General features: G+C 47.8%; 14 protein-coding genes. 6 read left to right on the plus strand and 8 right to left on the minus strand.

The window, feature by feature from the left end; translation table 11 throughout:
* A complete protein-coding gene (locus tag HMPREF1212_RS20325) occupies positions 1 to 1,068 on the plus strand; it encodes a sensor histidine kinase (protein ID WP_046150860.1) in 1,068 nt (355 codons plus the stop codon).
* On the opposite strand, the gene HMPREF1212_RS20330 is transcribed toward HMPREF1212_RS20325, so the two are convergent.
* From HMPREF1212_RS20330 to HMPREF1212_RS20345, 4 genes are all read right to left on the minus strand, one after another.
* A complete protein-coding gene (locus HMPREF1212_RS20330; protein ID WP_369800855.1) occupies positions 1,042 to 1,845 on the minus strand; it encodes a DUF3108 domain-containing protein in 804 nt (267 codons plus the stop codon). The two genes, HMPREF1212_RS20325 and HMPREF1212_RS20330, sit on opposite strands and share 27 nt — an antisense overlap.
* A gap of 19 nt (positions 1,846 to 1,864) precedes the next feature.
* Positions 1,865 to 3,796, minus strand: a complete 1,932-nt coding sequence (locus HMPREF1212_RS20335) for an Ig-like domain-containing protein (RefSeq protein WP_046150862.1) — start codon at positions 3,794 to 3,796, stop codon at positions 1,865 to 1,867.
* 137 nt (positions 3,797 to 3,933) lie between these two features.
* On the minus strand, positions 3,934 to 4,380 hold the full coding sequence (locus tag HMPREF1212_RS20340; RefSeq protein WP_157317081.1) for a hypothetical protein: 447 nt from the start codon (positions 4,378 to 4,380) through the stop codon (positions 3,934 to 3,936).
* Positions 4,381 to 4,544: 164 nt separating this feature from the next.
* On the minus strand, positions 4,545 to 5,807 hold the full coding sequence (locus HMPREF1212_RS20345) for a DUF2851 family protein (protein WP_046150864.1): 1,263 nt from the start codon (positions 5,805 to 5,807) through the stop codon (positions 4,545 to 4,547).
* Between the two features lie 110 nt (positions 5,808 to 5,917).
* Between HMPREF1212_RS20345 and dapB the strand changes: the two genes are divergently transcribed.
* From dapB to HMPREF1212_RS20365, 4 genes are read left to right on the plus strand one after another with little or no spacing between them, the layout of a single operon-like run.
* Positions 5,918 to 6,634: a 4-hydroxy-tetrahydrodipicolinate reductase gene (gene dapB / locus HMPREF1212_RS20350; RefSeq protein WP_046150865.1), complete on the plus strand. Its 717-nt coding sequence runs from the start codon at positions 5,918 to 5,920 to the stop codon at positions 6,632 to 6,634.
* An 18-nt stretch (positions 6,635 to 6,652) separates the two neighbouring features.
* A complete protein-coding gene (lepB, locus tag HMPREF1212_RS20355) occupies positions 6,653 to 8,050 on the plus strand; it encodes a signal peptidase I (RefSeq protein WP_046150866.1) in 1,398 nt (465 codons plus the stop codon).
* A gap of 6 nt (positions 8,051 to 8,056) precedes the next feature.
* Positions 8,057 to 8,914: a signal peptidase I gene (lepB, locus tag HMPREF1212_RS20360; protein WP_028726560.1), complete on the plus strand. Its 858-nt coding sequence runs from the start codon at positions 8,057 to 8,059 to the stop codon at positions 8,912 to 8,914.
* Between the two features lie 2 nt (positions 8,915 to 8,916).
* On the plus strand, positions 8,917 to 9,546 hold the full coding sequence (locus tag HMPREF1212_RS20365; RefSeq protein WP_046150867.1) for a WbqC family protein: 630 nt from the start codon (positions 8,917 to 8,919) through the stop codon (positions 9,544 to 9,546).
* On the opposite strand, the gene phnW is transcribed toward HMPREF1212_RS20365, so the two are convergent.
* Genes phnW through HMPREF1212_RS20380 form a run of 3 tightly spaced genes read right to left on the minus strand, consistent with a single transcriptional unit; the run spans position 9,527 to position 12,847 of the window.
* The gene (gene phnW / locus HMPREF1212_RS20370; protein ID WP_046150868.1) at positions 9,527 to 10,639 is read right to left on the minus strand and encodes a 2-aminoethylphosphonate--pyruvate transaminase; all 1,113 of its coding nucleotides are present in this window, start codon (positions 10,637 to 10,639) and stop codon (positions 9,527 to 9,529) included. The two genes, HMPREF1212_RS20365 and phnW, sit on opposite strands and share 20 nt — an antisense overlap.
* Before the next feature lie 45 nt (positions 10,640 to 10,684).
* Positions 10,685 to 11,467 (minus strand): phosphonoacetaldehyde hydrolase, encoded by a 783-nt coding sequence (gene phnX, locus HMPREF1212_RS20375; RefSeq protein WP_046150869.1) that lies wholly within the window; start codon positions 11,465 to 11,467, stop codon positions 10,685 to 10,687.
* Between the two features lie 33 nt (positions 11,468 to 11,500).
* Complete coding sequence (locus HMPREF1212_RS20380; protein ID WP_232430170.1) at positions 11,501 to 12,847, minus strand: DUF5690 family protein; 1,347 nt, start codon at positions 12,845 to 12,847, stop codon at positions 11,501 to 11,503.
* A 197-nt stretch (positions 12,848 to 13,044) separates the two neighbouring features.
* On the opposite strand from HMPREF1212_RS20380, the gene HMPREF1212_RS20385 reads away from it, so the two are divergent.
* Positions 13,045 to 13,926: a hypothetical protein gene (locus tag HMPREF1212_RS20385; protein ID WP_046150870.1), complete on the plus strand. Its 882-nt coding sequence runs from the start codon at positions 13,045 to 13,047 to the stop codon at positions 13,924 to 13,926.
* A 111-nt stretch (positions 13,927 to 14,037) separates the two neighbouring features.
* Here the strand turns inward: HMPREF1212_RS20385 and HMPREF1212_RS20390 are convergent, their stop codons facing one another.
* Positions 14,038 to 16,293 carry an inorganic phosphate transporter gene (locus HMPREF1212_RS20390; protein ID WP_046150871.1) on the minus strand — a complete coding sequence of 752 codons (2,256 nt, stop codon included), beginning with the start codon at positions 16,291 to 16,293 and terminating at the stop codon, positions 14,038 to 14,040.
* Positions 16,294 to 16,451 lie beyond the last annotated feature (158 nt).

Here is a 16,451-nt window from a genome sequence, read left to right on the forward strand (position 1 = left end):
ATGTTCAGCCTACGCATCTACATACGCATTATCCTGCACGTCGCCCTCGTCATCGTGGTGGCCGGGACAGGCGTTATCGGTATCATAAGCGGCAAAGCGATTATTCTGGGGTCGGTAGCACTACTTATCGCCTTATGGCTGGCGGGAGTGCTCGTTTACTATCTCAACACCTCCAACCGGCGGATACAGCTTTTCCTGGATGCGATCGAAGACAATGAGTCGATGCTTTATTTCCAGGAGAACACCGGCACCGACGAACAACGCCGCCTCCATGCCGCCTTCAACCGTATCCACAAATTAATGACGGAAAGTAAACAAAGGGAATTCGACCGCGAGCTCTACCGGAAAGAATATGAGTCGTACGACAAACTGATGCACGTGCTGACCCACGAGATCATGAACTCGATCGCTCCCATCGTCTCCCTCTCCGGCACGCTTCTCTCCTATTTCCAGACCAAAGGAAATGCCCGGAGCAACGACGAGATCACCGATACGACCATCCGCAAAACCATCCGCGGACTCGACACCATCAAGAGCCAGGGACAAAGCCTGATGAACTTCACCGACTCTTACCGTCAGCTGGCCCGGCTGCAACCGCCCAAGCCCAAGCCTTTCTCCCTGTCGCGCCTGATAAGGAATATCGAAATACTGTTTCAATCAGACCTGCACCGGCAGCATATACAATTCCGGGTAGATCTTTTCCGGGAAGAGATAGAAATAAACGCAGACGAAGAACTGCTCTCGCAAGTGCTGATCAACCTGTTGAAGAATGCCATGCAAGCTCTCGAAGGCCAGGACAACGGCAAGATATCACTGACAGTAATACAAGTCCGGACAACTACTTATATAGAGGTGAAAGACAACGGCCCCGGCATTCCCCACGATATACTGGAAGACATCTTCGTCCCTTTCTTCACCACCAAAGACACAGGTACAGGCATCGGCCTCAGCCTCTCGCGGCAGATCATACGCATGCACGGCGGCGAATTGCAGGTCAGCTCCCGTCCTTACAGCGAAACATCATTCACGATCTCCCTGCCGCTAGCGCCTGGGAATCTCTACGCGTGAAGTAAGCGGATAACGTAATCCTTTGGATGATTTATAATAGACTTCGGCCGCACCGATCTTCAGCTTAGCCCGTATCTTCACGGGGATATGGTTTGCATCGTCACCGATCCAGATCTCGGCTGCCGCCTTACTTTGGGTAAAGGCATCGTCATAAATATCGATAAAGAAATGACGGGTACGGTATTTCAACGTCTCGCTACGTTCCACGATCTGCTGGCCGGTATACCGGAAACTTATATTGATCCGGTCGCGCCCGATCGCCACATGAAACGGGAACTCATCACCCTGCTTCATCTTTTCCCAATCCAGCGAACGGAGATACATGGTGGCACCCAGCATATCGAACATATATTGTTCGGAGACAAGCAGGGTGTCGATCTTCGTCCGGCTCGGCGTGTAGCGATGGGAATGTGCGGAGGTGTGTCCGTCGGTATACGAGAATTTCAAATCGTCTATCAGGTAATAATCATTCTCATTCACCCGTTTCTCACTGCGGAGCAGTAACATCTCGGGAGAGAAATAACAGTCGATGGTATCGCGCATCGCAAATATCTTCTCAAACATGCCCGACGTACGGAACAACAGGCGGTAATGGTAAGCTGGCTTGCTTTCATACCGGGCATCCTGCACAGACAAAGAAGCTTGTCCCGCACGAGGCATCAGAAGCCCCCATTTGAAGTACAACTCATACTGTACCGTCTCGCCGGCGCTGAACCGATCTTTCACCGGAATGGCCTGTGCCTCTGCCATTGTCGGAAGGAATAGCCATAAAGCCATCACTCCTAGGCAAATCAACCTAAAACGGCATACCGCTGCGGCCACTGTTGCTCGTGCTACCACTGCTGTTGCGTGAAGAAGATTGTTGTTGTCCTTCATTTTTATAGTCTCTTTTCTTCTTGGTTGCTTCTTTTGGTTTATTCTTCGTGATCTCGAGCGGCTTCTGTTTAGCCCACGGAGTAGCCTTCACATCCCAGGTTTCTTCTACCTGCCAGTTCTGCATCACATCGTATTTTACCGGCGAATAGAACACTTCTTCCGGCTGACGCTTTGCAGCATAATTGCCGGTATCCCATTTCCCGTTGCCGTTGAGGTCGACCACCAGACGAAGATAATACTTATCCGGTTTCAAGTCCATGAAAAGGGCACCCCCGTCTTTCACCTTCACTTTTCGTATCGGAGCATCGCTGCCGTTCAGTAGCTCGACATAAGCAGTCGTATCGACCCCTACGATATTGATATACAAATGGCCGTATTCATCTTCTTTCTTGATCTTGAACTCACCGGAATAGGGTTCGTTCCATTTGTCATAGATGCTGAAGATCGTAGCCGAGTCGACTTCCAAGCGATATTCCTCACCATATTTCCACGGACGGCGTATAAAGTAATTCAGGCTGTTCGTCGAGTCCGGGAACAGCTCGAAATCGACCGGAGTCCACACCGTATCGACTTTCTGATCCAGGTAGAACAGCTCTTTCGACAAATCGAGCACCGGTTCGTTGAATGTAACAGACACCGTATCGAACAAGTCCATCGACCCCGGAGCATCGACCTGCATACCGAGGAAGACAATCGGTTCGGGCTCATCATCCTTCTTCTTTTTCTTCTTCTCCGGACGGCGGCGCATCACAAACTGAAGCGTATCCGTTTGCGGACGAAGTATATTCAGCGAATCGCTCTTCGGATAAGACAATTCCACCCGCAATGTATCCTGTTTCCAGACAACCGAGTCGGTCAGCCAGAAGTTAACGGCCGTTCCGCCTTCCGTCTCCTGCATAAAATACCAGGATGAATCGGACGGGGTGAAATTAATCGGACGGGGAAGCGGGATCGTATCCAACGGAGAGTTGAAACGGACTACCAACAGGTTTTCCTGCTGGCGCTCGGGCTTCAACAGATACTGGCGTACAAAATCTTCTTTGAACAGACGTAGCTCGATATCATTGGGAAAATAGCGGGTAAAGGCTACCGTCTTGATCGTGTCGATCGTCAGGCTGTCTTTCCAAAGCGTATCCTGACGGCTGGTCAGCTCGAAGGAAGGGATGATGATAGAGTCGTTGAAAGCAATCTCTTCGCCCGGCTGGTCGAACTTATAATCGCGGTTCACATCATTCAGACCGAATATGCGGTAGCTGCCCGGAGAGATATTGCGGATCGTAAATTCTCCTTTATCGTTCGTACGGGAAGTACGGTCGAACGGCATTTTCACGAAAGCCGAGTCCTCCAGGTTGCGGTGCAGACCGATCGTGATACCGGGCATCGGTTCCAGGTTCTCCGCATTCAACAAGATACCCGACACTTCCAGCGTATCGATATTCTCTCCCGTAGAAAAGGCGAAAGAGTAATTCTCGAATACATTCTTTTCATTATTGTCGGAGATCGAATTGGTAAAATCGATCGTATAGGTCGTATTCTCTTTCAGCGTATCTTTCAGCTCGACAATGACTTTCTTTCCGGCTGCACGGATGATGGGCAATTGCAACTGCGGCGGCGTGACGATCACATTCTCCGACGGCTTATCGAGTTGCACCAGTTCGTCAAACAAGATCTCGACTCTTTTCCCTTTGTAGTTCGTCTGGTTCGGAGCCGGCGTACTGCTGACGTATTTAGGCGGCGTCTCATCATAAGGCCCCCCGTTCGGAGAAGCCATATTCGCACACGAATACATCGTGACCAACAGGAATACCCCACAGACAGCCAGCAGTAAATCTCTTATATATCTATTTCCCATTCAAATCCTTTTTAATCAGAGGGCAAAAATAGGGAAAAATCCCGTGACTAATAGTGATATATACGCTAAATAAGAAATCTTTGCATTCTTAAGAAGATGAAAGAGGTTGTTCCATGTTAAGATTCTCCTCGTTGTTTTTATTTCACCGACTCCTTTTGTGTAATAACCACGCTCTCCGACGAACTCAAAAAGCCTGCGACATCAATAACAAGCTTCCGTTCATAGGGAAACTTGTTCTGTGCGATGTCAACCTGAAGATCTCCGGCCTTGTTTTTAATGATTTTAAACCAGTCGCCGGCCAGTGTATCCCTATAGAGAATAATATCCTTCATCCGTTCGTCCGAGTATTTGTAGGTCGTATTATGCAGAGTCGAGCTTTCGCCATTGACCATAGTCCGGCTACGCAAAACATACCAGGTGATCCTATCGGCTCCCACTCCGACAGTCACACAGCTATCCGAAGAACCGACAGTGAGATTATTTTGTTCCAGATTAATCATTGATAATCTTCCCGGAGCTTCTATGGTATCATCACAGCTTATCATGCCAAGGATGCAAACTAAATATACGGCGATCTGTTTCATAATGCAATATTTACAGTTTCAAAGATATAAACACGCCAACACATGAATTATATGCGACGAATATAGCAAATAATTCTTAATACACAAGCGATTACAGCCATTCTTTATTAATTAAAATCAGAGGCCGGATAGCATGCCTGCCAGAAGGGAAACGCCAGGGTATCTCAACGTTTCAAATACCTGAATCCGATCCGGCAATACAGGCACTTTTTCTTCTCGCAATATTCCCGTTTCAACTGGATAAGCGCCTGGCTGTCTCCGGCATGGCAAACGTTGATCCCTGCCCGGGTGAAAGCGGTTACAATCGTATTCTTCTCCGGGGGAAGCGTTTCGAGGATACGGATGGCACGTTCGCAATATTCCGGACGTTTATTTCTCACTCCATAGGCAAACATTACCGGGACAACCGTGTTGATCAGCAAGATACACAGAGAGTTCTCTCCTATCGGCTTATCTTTCTTTTCCGAAACACTGCGAAAATGATAATGTGTTTCCCAATAATCAGAAGGACGAACCCGGAAACACTGTTTGATCTGCCCGACATTCCCCGCTTCCAGGATAACGGAAAATAACGTATCGTGCTGCACCCAGACGGAAGCCAGTTGTGCCAGTTTCAGGTAAGGGAAATTGACCGGACGGGTGCGCAGGCTCCTGAACTGCGAGTCATCCAAAGGAGTCAATCCGAATTTATGCCGCAGGAACTGGTATTCGCGTTGAAGCAAACGGTAATAATGGCAATCGCCCGGTTCTTCCAGCATGCCGGCCTGGCCGAATAGCAAGGCTTCAACCTGCGAATGGCTTCCGCGTTGCTTCTGAATATATCGTAAAGGCAGGCTTTTGGCCAGACGCTCGAAGATATCATTATTCACTCCAAAGCCGAAATTACGGGTTAAAGTAATATAAAAGACCTCATTCCAGTCATTCCCATACTGATCCAGGAGACGGAATATATCAGCCGTTTTCCGTTCCAGCCGTTCGCTTAAGAGGGCACTCAGCCAGGAAGTTACATGAACAGGTTCTATCTGAGGAATATAACCGGCACAAGGAAAGGAGATATCACGGTATAACAACCAGTCGATATTCTGCGCGACCGACTCCGGCACGGCCAACTGCATTTGTGGAATAACCTCTCCATTCGTGCGGTAAACGATACAATCGGAAACTTCCACAAGATGAAGGATGACCGCATCATAGGCCTTATCTTTATCATGGCGATGAAGCAGCCAGTCGGAAGCTTTTGTATGGATTTCAATACATCCGGCCCAAAGCGTACCGTCTATCTTCACCTTGGCATTGAAGAAGTCGGGGCCCGCATCGGTATTGGGTATTCCGGGGTCGATCACTGAGATTATACTTCCGTCGGTAGTAAGAAGCGTAGTGGTTGGATACAGCCTGTATTTCCAAACATAATGTAATAAACGTTCCATATTATTTTCAGAGTTAAGATTTATGCCACAAATCTAATTCATTTTCTTTATATTTGCACCCCTGAAGGCTAAGTTATTAGCTCTATTTATTCATTTTATTCTGAAAAGATATGAAGATTGCACTTATCGGCTACGGCAAGATGGGTAAAACCATCGAACAAATTGCATTGAACAGAGGACACCAGATCGTCTCTATCGTAGATATAAACAACCCGGAAGAATTTCAGTCAGACAATTTCAAAAGCGCAGATGTCGCCATCGAGTTCACGACTCCGGCCACGGCTTTCGACAATTATATGAAAAGCTTCGCAGCAGGTGTCCCGGTTGTTTCCGGCACCACCGGATGGCTCGACCGTATCGGTGAAATAAAAGAGAAGTGCGCCAAGGAAGGAAAAACGTTCTTCTATGCGTCCAACTTCAGCATCGGCGTGAATATCTTTTTCGCATTGAATAAATACCTGGCGAAAATAATGAATAATTTCCCCGTATATAATGTCAGCATGACGGAGACCCACCATATCCACAAGCTGGATGCTCCCAGCGGAACAGCGATCACGCTGGCGGAAGGTATTCTCGAAAACGTAGACCGGAAAGAACGCTGGACACTGGAAACAGCCGAACAGCCCACCGACCTGCCTATCCATGCTATCCGCGAGGGAGAAGTGCCGGGTATACATGAAGTCACTTACGAATCAGACGTCGACTATATCAGCATCAAGCATGATGCCAAGAGCCGTGCCGGTTTCGCTCTCGGGGCAGTTGTCGCTGCCGAATTTACTGCCGGGAAAAAAGGGTTCCTCGGTATGGATGATATGCTTAAATTTTAATTCCACAGAAGTCTACAAATGAAAAAGTTTTCCAAGAAACAATGGATCAAGTTCGGCATCGCAGCCGTATTGTATATACTCTTTTCAATCTGGATGCAGAACCTTTGGCTGCTGCTGGGATTGATCGTACTGGTGGATATTTTCCTGACGCATTATATTCCCTGGGGAGCATGGAAACGGTCGAAGAATCCTGCCGTACGCAATGCGTTGGAATGGGTGGACGATATCCTGTTCGCTCTGATCGCAGTTTATTTTATCAATCTGTTCGTTTTCCAGAACTACCAGATACCGAGTTCTTCGCTTGAGAAGTCGTTGCTTGTAGGCGATTATTTGTTTGTAAGCAAACTGAGCTACGGGCCGCGCGTGCCGAATACGCCGCTGTCTTTCCCGTTGGTACAGAATACACTGCCGTTCTTCAACTGCAAATCGTATCTGGATTGGTCGGAATGGGGCTACAAGCGTGTGAAAGGCTTCGGCCATGTGAAGCGCAACGATATCGTGGTGTTCAACTTCCCTGCCGGCGACACAGTTGCCCTGAAACAGCAGAATCCAAGCTACGACGAGCTGGTGGCTATGTACGGCCGCGACCGTATCTGGATGGATAAAAACACTTTCGGAGATGTGATCTATCGTCCGGTAGACAAACGAGAAAACTATGTGAAACGTTGTATCGGTATGCCGGGTGATACCATCGAGTTGCGTAACAACCAGGTTTATATCGACGGAAAAGCCGCTAAAAATCCGGAAAACATACAGTTCAACTACTACGTGGAAACAGACGGTTCACCGATCACGGAAGAACAGTTCCGCCTGATGGATGTTAGCAAGGACGACCGGATGTTGGCATCCAACAACGGATATTATCAAGATGCGATGTCTTTCTTAGGCTTCAAACCTATCGCTTCCGGCCAGTTCAACCCGATCTACAGGATGCCTCTGACACCGAAGGCACTCGCCATCGCAGAGAAGTTGCCTTCCGTAAAGAAGATTGTTATCGAACCGGATGCCTTGGGTGGGCCTACTTATCCTGCCTGGTATGAAACAGGTTGGACACGCGATAACTTTGGCCCGTTATGGATTCCGAAGAAAGGTGCTACAATTCCTCTGAACGAACGCAACATCGCCTTATATGGCCGTTGCATCAAGAATTACGAAAACAATACGTTGGAAGAAAAAGACGGACAGTATTATATCAACGGTAAACCGGAAACAAGCTATACCTTCAAATACGACTATTACTGGATGATGGGCGACAACCGTCACAACAGTGCCGACAGCCGTTCATGGGGATTTGTTCCGGAAGATCACATCGTAGGTAAACCGATCCTGATCTGGCTATCGCTGGATAAAGACCGCAGCCTGTTTGACGGTGGTATCCGCTGGAACCGCCTGTTCAGGATGGTGCATCCGGATTAATAAAATATGGCAAAACGTTCCTTTATATCTGTAACGAGATGGCTGGCAACTATTGTGTTGCTGGCGGGGATCGTAATGGCAGTCCGGTACTTTTGTATGGAGTCATTCCACGTCTCCACCGACTCGATGGAAGTGGCCTTGCATAAAGGGGATTATATCCTGGTCAATAAACTGCCCCTGAAAGATAATCCGGGGCGCAACCGGGTAGTGCTCTTCACCAGTCCGCTGCTGAAAGACACCGTATCGAATCCTTTATTCCTCAGCCGATGTATCGGTATGCCGGGCGATACCATCCGGATCAGCAACGACGGATACCGGGTAAACGGCAAACTGATACCGCATTCTCCCCGGTCGCTCAGTACTTATATCGTGACACAGGATGCGCTGGACGAGGTGTTGAGTACCCAGAAAAAACTTAACATCCCGCTCAGGAACCTGAAAGAGGAACCGTTCGGTATTTCCATCAGCCTGACATCTTTCGAAGAATATCAACTCCGTGAAGAATTGTCGGAAGAGGCCAATATCCGTTTCCTTAAAAACCCGATGGAGAGCTATGAACTGATCGTTCCCCAAAAAGGAAGAGCCTACCGGCTGGATGCCGCTGCCCTCACTGCTTGTCGTGAAGCGATCCAGACGGAAGCCGGAGACAAAGCCGTTTTCCGCGATGGCAAACTGTTCCTCGACGGACGCGAAGCCGCTTTCTTCTTTTTCGATCAGGATTATTACTGGATGCTTTCGGACAATGCCAATGAAGCGGTCGATTCACGCCACCTCGGATTTATCCCCCGCAACCATATCATAGGAAACGCCTGGCTTTGTTGGTACAGCAAAGAGCGGCAACGAATTTTAAAACCCGTAAACTAAACATGCAACCCGTATATATTTCATCGGCTTATCTGGGCCCGGTACAACAATATTGTAAACTTTTCCAATTCAAAGAAGTACGGATAGAGACGGCAGAAAACTATCTGAAGCAGACCTACCGTAACCGTTGTACGATCGCAGCCGCCAACGGCCCGTTATCTTTGTCCGTACCGATCGTCAAGCCCGATACACTGAAATGCCTGACGAAAGATATCCGTATCTCCGACCACGGCAACTGGCGCCACCTGCACTGGAATGCGTTGGTTTCAGCCTATAATATGAGCCCGTTCTTTGAATATTACGAGGATGATTTTGCCCCGTTCTACGAGAAGAAGTTCGAATACCTGTTCGACTTCAATGAGGAATTAAGAATATTGGTTTGCCGTCTGCTGGATCTGCCGGCAGAGGTCGTATATACCGAGGAGTATCATCCGGAAGTACCGAACGATTTCCGCGAGATCATCCGTCCAAAACACGAAGGGGAAGATCCCGCCTTTATCCCGCAACCCTATTACCAGGTATTCCGGGATAAATTCGGATTCCTCCCCAACTTAAGTATCGTAGACTTACTTTTCAATATGGGGCCGGAAGGGATTCTGGTCTTACGCGATTCTATTCACCGGCTCCCTTGATCAAATCAGGCGACAGGCCGGCAATATTTTCCAACAGCTTTTCCATGTCTTTGGGAAAAACATCCCCGATATTACCGATGCGGAAGGTGTCGGCATCCGAGATCTTACCCGGATAGATCACAAATCCTTTCTGCTTCAGTGCCTCGTAGAATGCGACAAAGTTGAAATCGGCGGAAGGGTACAGGAAAGAGGTGATGATCGGGCCTTGCGATGCGTCGGGAAGCAGCGTCTTAAATCCGAGGGCACGCATACCGTCAACCAGCGTACGATGATTTTGTTTGTAACGCTCGTAGCGGGCGGCAATACCTCCTTCTTCGTTCAGCTCCTTCATGGCCTGGAAGAAAGCGCGGACAACATGCGTCGGAGAGGTAAAGCGCCATTTACCTCCGCCCTTCTCCATCGTTTCCCACTGGGCATAGATATCGAGCGAGAGTGAACGGGCTATCCCTTTGCAGGCCATCAGTTTCTCTCTCTTTGCAATGATGAAACCGAAGCCGGGAACGCCCTGGATACATTTGTTGGCACTGCTCACCAGAAAGTCGATACCAAGCGCTTTCATGTCGATAGGCACACCGCCGAAGCTGCTCATCGCATCCACGATAAAGGTGATACCACGGCCACGGATTACATCGGCCACTTCTTCGATGGAGTTCAGCAGTCCGGTAGTCGTTTCACTATGCACCATAGAAAGGTGAGTGATACCGGGATTGGCTTCCAGTGCACGGCGGGCCACTTCACCGGTGATCAGTTCCGTTTCATGGAGCGACACCAATACATGATCGATATGATAATAACGGGCTATCTCGGCCATACGTTCACCGTACGCACCGTTGGCGAGGATAAGCAGTTTATCGGAAGACTTTACGGTTGCGCCGATAGTTGCTTCCACACAGTAAGTACCGCTGCCTTGCAACAAGACAGTCGTATATTCGTCTTCGCTGAGTCCGGAAATGGCCAGCAGGCCTTTGCGGATCGGGGTCACGATACCTTCGTTATAATCTTTATCCCAGGTACACCAATCCTGGAGCATGGCTTCGCGTACTGTCTGTGAAGTACTTAAGGGGCCGGGAGTAAGCAACAGATAATTTCTCATTTGGATGGATATGTTATGTTTTTGTCTTATTCTTAATTAATGATCTTAACGGTTGATCTTTTCGATACAAGCCGGAAGTTCGGTGATATTGTCGAGTACGAAATGTGCTCCGGCCACCATCATACGTTCGCGGACTTCCTGCTTCAGGGCAGCCAGTTCATCGGGTGTACGGCGGTTGTATTCTTCTTCTGTAATGCCCATTTCATTACTACCGGTGATGATGCCGATACTCCATACTTTAGCGTTAACACCTTCCTTGATATCGGCAATCGTATCGCCCACCTTCACGACGTTATCGACGGAAGGGATAGCGAGGTCGATCATATTCTTATAGATCATATAAGGGGCAGGACGTCCGGCAGGCAAGTTATCCGGAGTAACCAGATTGTCTACGACATAGCCTTTAGCTGCGGCACCGGGGCGCACAACATCCATCATGGCCTGTGTATAGCCTGTAGTTGAGCCGATCTTGATACCGCTTGCGCGCAGTTCCTTTATTGTATCCAGTACGCCGGGGATCGGGGTGGTGAAGTTGCTTAACGAAGCGAACAGGTGCTTTTCGAAGCTCATGTACATTTCGTTTACATCTTCCATATTCCAGTCGCGGCCATAACGTGCACGAAATTTTTCGTTCACTTCCGGCATGTTGAGGATGGCTTTGATATGGTCGATCTTGAGCAGTCCCATCGGCTCACGTGCCTGGCGGTAGGTAATATCTATTCCCTTTTCTTCAGAGAACACTTTCAGGAAAGCATTCAGCGGAGCGAAACAACCGAAATCGACAGCCGTTCCGGCCCAGTCCATAATAACACACGAAATCTTCTTCATAACTAACTTATATATTTATATTATTATACTAGTTTATCTGTCAGGCAACAGTGATGGCATTCTGCGGAGTGGCTTCGATCGTCTCTTCACGGGGGCTGTCACACCTGTTTCCTTCCGGAAACGCTGGTGCAAATATACGAAGGAACAAACGAAAGTGACACAGCAAAAGATACCTACATATCCGGCAAACTGGTTATAAAATACTGCCCAATCGATATCCGGGTTACAGAATTCTTTCAAGACAAGCACCAGCACTGTCCCGGTATATCCCAGGAAGTCGGTCGTTACGATAAAGAAGCCTACATTACCGCGAATCCTGAAACAAGCGATGAAACGGTCGAAAAAGATCGTCTGGAAGGTCAAGTAAGCAATATACAGGCACAGGCTCTGGATAAACAGCCATATAACAGGTGAAAGGCGGAGTTGCTGCTGTCCGAAAGAGACGACCGACATAACGATCATCCCCGCGATGATCAACCCGAATAAAACGGAAAGGGCTTTCAGATTATCCTTCACCAGCACCATCAACCCGAATATGCCGAGGATGATCAATGTAACTACACTGTCGATCTGGGCAAAGAGCCAGGGCGAATAGGCAGAGACATCGATAATATTCACCAGAAAATCTTCTTTTATATCACGCAAAACGACAATCGCAATATTAGCAATGAACAGCATACTCAGGAAAGGCATAAAGCTTTTGAAGAGTTCCCAGCGCTGCTTGCCATTCAGCGTTTCGCGTTCCGACTTCATGGCGATATCTTCTTTGTTCGGCTCCGGCAGTTTGTTCAATGCCCAACCGAGCAACAAGAGAAGAGGGAGAGCTACAGCCCCGATCAATGCCGGCATCCAGAACTCGCTGACATGAAGATGGTTCATTACATACAGTCCGACAGACTTGGCCGTACCCGAACTGATCACCATGCTGACACCCAGCAGACTTGCCAGGATATCAGTCACCCGCCGTCCTTCGATAAAGCTGAAGATCACTCCCCACATACAGCCCAGTGATAAACCATTCAGGAACATGGCTGCCACATTGAACGGAGTGGAAAGCAACCCGAACAGGATCAGCGAAGCCTCAGCCAGCAATACGGAAGTCAGGATAAACTTAAACCGCTCTTCCGACTGCAGTTCGGATATGAGTTTAATGCCGATAAATTTGGAAACTACATATCCCAGGATCTGTGAGATCGTTACCACCACCTTATAATCCATATCGAAAAATTCTGCATTCTCGAAAGAAGCAGCGGTAAAAGGTTTGCGGAGTGCATAAACCAAAGAATAGGATAATAGAGCGGCGCCTCCGGCCCATAAGATGAAGAGAAAGTCGGAAAGACGCTTCCGGGTTGTTTCGTTTATCTGCAAAAAGTTATTCATATTCATGCTGTCGTTTTGTTTCCGGCAGCAAAAGTATTCCAGCGATATTACAGGAATATTACTGAACGCATGAATCTATATTATTAATATATAATGCATTATCAATAAATTATAAAGAAATATTTATGTAACATTCATGTAACCGGAATGCAATATCACGGCGGTTATTTTGCATAATAATTACAAACAACAAACGCATGACAAACAACTTCCAGGAGTTTTATAAACGCATCGGTTATTTGCGTAGCAGTGGGGTAAAAATGAAGGAAATAGCCGACTGGATCAGCATTGCCCCGAGTGTTCTTTCTTCACTTTATACAACCGTATTGCCCGATTATTTCGAATCGATTAAGACCAATCATCCCGACGAGGCGCTCGACCACGCATTGGCACAAGTGAACAACGTTTCCAAAAGACGGTTACTGGCCAATATGGAGAAAATGCTTACCCGGCTGGAAGAACTCGAACCATCGCAGCAACCCGGCAAGAAAGAAAACCCTTTTATGGAACTGCTAACGGAAGAAATGCAACTGACTACCGGCAAGGTATCGAGTATCTGCGGATTATATACCAGCTACAGCCTCTCCTCTTCGTCCGATTGTCTGAAAATGGAGCCGTTTATCATCGCTTTATCCGAAAACAACGACCATGTCCGTATCGGCCGGCTGAATGCCTACGGGGAAGCTCAATGGGGCATTGGCGTCAGCGGAGATCCCCAAAACTTCTACTGCATGTTCAGCGAAAGCCGGACTTCGCAGTTCATCCCCGTCACGCTATACTTGCAAATACCGTTCTTCAACCAGCCCAGGCAATTAAGAGGTTTATATATGGGATTGGATTACAACCGTAATCCGGTTGCCCGGCGAATCGTCCTGATAAAAGAATCCGAAAGCACTTCCACCGACGACTTCCTGGCGATGAAAAGCGGCCTGGTCGCCAAAGAAGATTTCACACCCGAACAACAGGCTTATTACGACTACACCTGCCAGACCGGCGACTATATAAAAATGTGTACCGTGCCTTCCCTCCGCATGGACGAAAGCGACCTTATAAAAGAAAAGAAGATGCTGGCACTGTAAGCAACAGGCTGGAACAAATGCAGCAAGCCTGTTGCAATACCTGCAACTACCCGGCGGAAGTTCCGCGAGCTTGTTGCATTAGTGTAACGATTCGGCGGAATTCCCGCGAGTTTATTCCTTCTGGAATTTTCGGCTCACCTTAACCAGGTTGGCAGTAAATGAAACCACATTCTGTGCTTCCTGTACCATATTCAGATAAACCATGCTGACTTTCGTGCTGCCGCTTTGTCCCTGGATACGTTTCAACTCACCTTTCTTTAAGGCTGTAAGCTGATTGGTCAGTGTTACGGATTCGGCCACTACATCGTCCAGACGGTGGTAATCGTTCTTTTCAATCATAGAAGCACTGCGTTTGAGGTAGGCAATGATACTTTCCGTCATCTTGCCGAAATCGCCTTTCTGCACTTCACTCAGCGGACTGAAGTTATTATCGACATGTTCCTTGCTCGGTTCTGTGAGGCGGCGGATACTGAAGATGATCTCGCTGGCAAAATCATTTCCCTGGTAATAGTACAATCCTTTTTCTACGGCAATATCATGTTCCAGATGGGTAACGCCCAATGTTCCGACACGTTTTACCTGCTTCAGGTGAACCTTCTTCTCTTCCACCTCATTCAATACTTTACGTAACTCACGGAGATTTTCATTCATAAAACCGTGAACCGACCTGTCGAGTGCGTCAGCGGCAAACAATAAGACAGAATTTAATTCCTCGCGGCTGTGTTCACGGAATAAAGAAAGCGCTTCGTGGCTGTCTGTCGTATCGCGCAGTTTAGCTACTGTTGTGTTGACTTCTTCTTTCAGGGCTTCTTTCTTTAGTTTTTTCTTGTAAGCCATCTGGCTGCGGATCAGCATATAAACTGCCAGTCCGACCATTGCAGCCATCGCCGCAATCCCTCCGAAATAAATAATGATAGCTACCAGGAAGCAAATCGTGAATGCTGCACCGGCCGTAATAAACCATCCACCGATAACGGACAGTACGCCGGTAATACGGTAAACCGCACTTTCACGTCCCCAGGCACGGTCTGCCAGCGAACTACCCATTGCGACCATGAATGCCACATAAGTAGTAGAGAGCGGCAACTTCAACGAAGTACCCAGTGCGATCAACAATCCCGAAAGCACCACGTTTACCGAGGCACGAACCAGGTCGAAGCTGGCTCTGTCTTCCAAAATGATCTCATCATTATTAAAACGGCTGTCTATCCAGTCTTTTACCCGGGGAGGAACTACACTGAGAAGAGTGCTCGATGCATTATTGCAGGTACGCACCAGCATACGTGCAACCGGCGAAGTTCCGAAACTCTCATTACCTTCCGACTGACGGGCCAGGTCGAGCGAAGTCTTTACAACGCTGTGTGCCTTTTTGGAAGTGGCCAGCGCGATGACCATCACCAGTCCCGAACCTACCAGGAAATACCAGGGCGTTTGTGCCGGAGCGAGCAACGATTCCATCAGGAATGTATCTGTAGTGGTCGTTCCGCCCTGCGCCATCAGGTCTATATATGAGGAATATCCAACGAGGGGCACACCGATAAAGTTCACAAGGTCGTTACCGGCAAAGGCCAGCGCCAGGGCAAACGTACCCATCAGGACAATCACCTTAAAGACATTTACTTTCAGCCAGTGAAGCACCTGCATCAGGATGGTGAAAAAGATAAATGCCCCCCAAACGACCTTATCTGTATTACTATATATCAGAGTCTTCAGTTCGCCGTCCATGAATGCGCTTTCCTTCAACCCTTTTATCAACATAAAATAAAGGATTGAAGTGGCTGCAAGTCCGCCGAACAAGGCTATAAAATATTTTGTGTGTTTCTTATAATTAAAGGTGAAGATAAGACGCGACAAATATTGCACGACCGTTCCGAAAAAGAAAGCGATTGCCACCGAAAGGAAGATCGCAAGGATTACGGTAAAGGCCTTATCCGTATTCAGCAGGTTTCCCAGTTGTAAAGCGTCGTCGGAATGGGCAATCTTAACCAATGCAATAGCCACCGTACCGCCTAACAATTCAAAGACCAGAGAGACTGTAGTGGAAGTGGGCATCCCCAATGAGTTAAAGATATCCAGCAATACCACGTCCGTCAGCATAACGGCCAGCAGGATACACATGATCTCGGAGAAAAAGAAGTGTTGCGGCTGATAAATCCCGTGCCGGGCAATATCCATCATACCGTTTGACAAGGAAGCGCCGACAAATATACCTATCGCGGCGATAACCATAATAACTTTGAAAGATGCGGCCCTCGAACCGATTGCAGAGTTTAGAAAGTTTACTGCGTCATTACTGACTCCCACCGACAGATCGAACACCGCCAGCACAAAGAGAAAAATTACGAGGAACAGATAAAATGTTTCCATAATTGATTGTTACATATTCGACTACAAAGGTCTGAAACAGATATTTCACATGTGTTACATGGATGTTACAAACATGTTACAGCCGACATTTTTGTATTTCATGTAAAAAAAACATTTAAAATAGGATATTGCACTAAGGGTTTTTCAATTCAATTACG

This window comes from Parabacteroides sp. HGS0025 (assembly GCF_000969845.1).
Lineage (GTDB): Bacteria > Bacteroidota > Bacteroidia > Bacteroidales > Tannerellaceae > Parabacteroides > Parabacteroides gordonii.

Excerpts from the sequence above, each read along its gene's own strand:
- HMPREF1212_RS20325 (WP_046150860.1), top strand. The coding sequence starts at position 1 with ATGTTCAGCCTACGCATCTACATACGCATTATCCTGCACGTCGCCCTC.
- HMPREF1212_RS20330 (WP_369800855.1), bottom strand. The coding sequence starts at position 1,845 with ATGGCTTTATGGCTATTCCTTCCGACAATGGCAGAGGCACAGGCCATT.
- HMPREF1212_RS20335 (WP_046150862.1), bottom strand. The coding sequence starts at position 3,796 with ATGGGAAATAGATATATAAGAGATTTACTGCTGGCTGTCTGTGGGGTA.
- HMPREF1212_RS20340 (WP_157317081.1), bottom strand. The coding sequence starts at position 4,380 with ATGAAACAGATCGCCGTATATTTAGTTTGCATCCTTGGCATGATAAGC.
- HMPREF1212_RS20345 (WP_046150864.1), bottom strand. The coding sequence starts at position 5,807 with ATGGAACGTTTATTACATTATGTTTGGAAATACAGGCTGTATCCAACC.
- dapB (WP_046150865.1), top strand. The coding sequence starts at position 5,918 with ATGAAGATTGCACTTATCGGCTACGGCAAGATGGGTAAAACCATCGAA.
- lepB (WP_046150866.1), top strand. The coding sequence starts at position 6,653 with ATGAAAAAGTTTTCCAAGAAACAATGGATCAAGTTCGGCATCGCAGCC.
- lepB (WP_028726560.1), top strand. The coding sequence starts at position 8,057 with ATGGCAAAACGTTCCTTTATATCTGTAACGAGATGGCTGGCAACTATT.
- HMPREF1212_RS20365 (WP_046150867.1), top strand. The coding sequence starts at position 8,917 with ATGCAACCCGTATATATTTCATCGGCTTATCTGGGCCCGGTACAACAA.
- phnW (WP_046150868.1), bottom strand. The coding sequence starts at position 10,639 with ATGAGAAATTATCTGTTGCTTACTCCCGGCCCCTTAAGTACTTCACAG.
- phnX (WP_046150869.1), bottom strand. The coding sequence starts at position 11,467 with ATGAAGAAGATTTCGTGTGTTATTATGGACTGGGCCGGAACGGCTGTC.
- HMPREF1212_RS20380 (WP_232430170.1), bottom strand. The coding sequence starts at position 12,847 with ATGAATAACTTTTTGCAGATAAACGAAACAACCCGGAAGCGTCTTTCC.
- HMPREF1212_RS20385 (WP_046150870.1), top strand. The coding sequence starts at position 13,045 with ATGACAAACAACTTCCAGGAGTTTTATAAACGCATCGGTTATTTGCGT.
- HMPREF1212_RS20390 (WP_046150871.1), bottom strand. The coding sequence starts at position 16,293 with ATGGAAACATTTTATCTGTTCCTCGTAATTTTTCTCTTTGTGCTGGCG.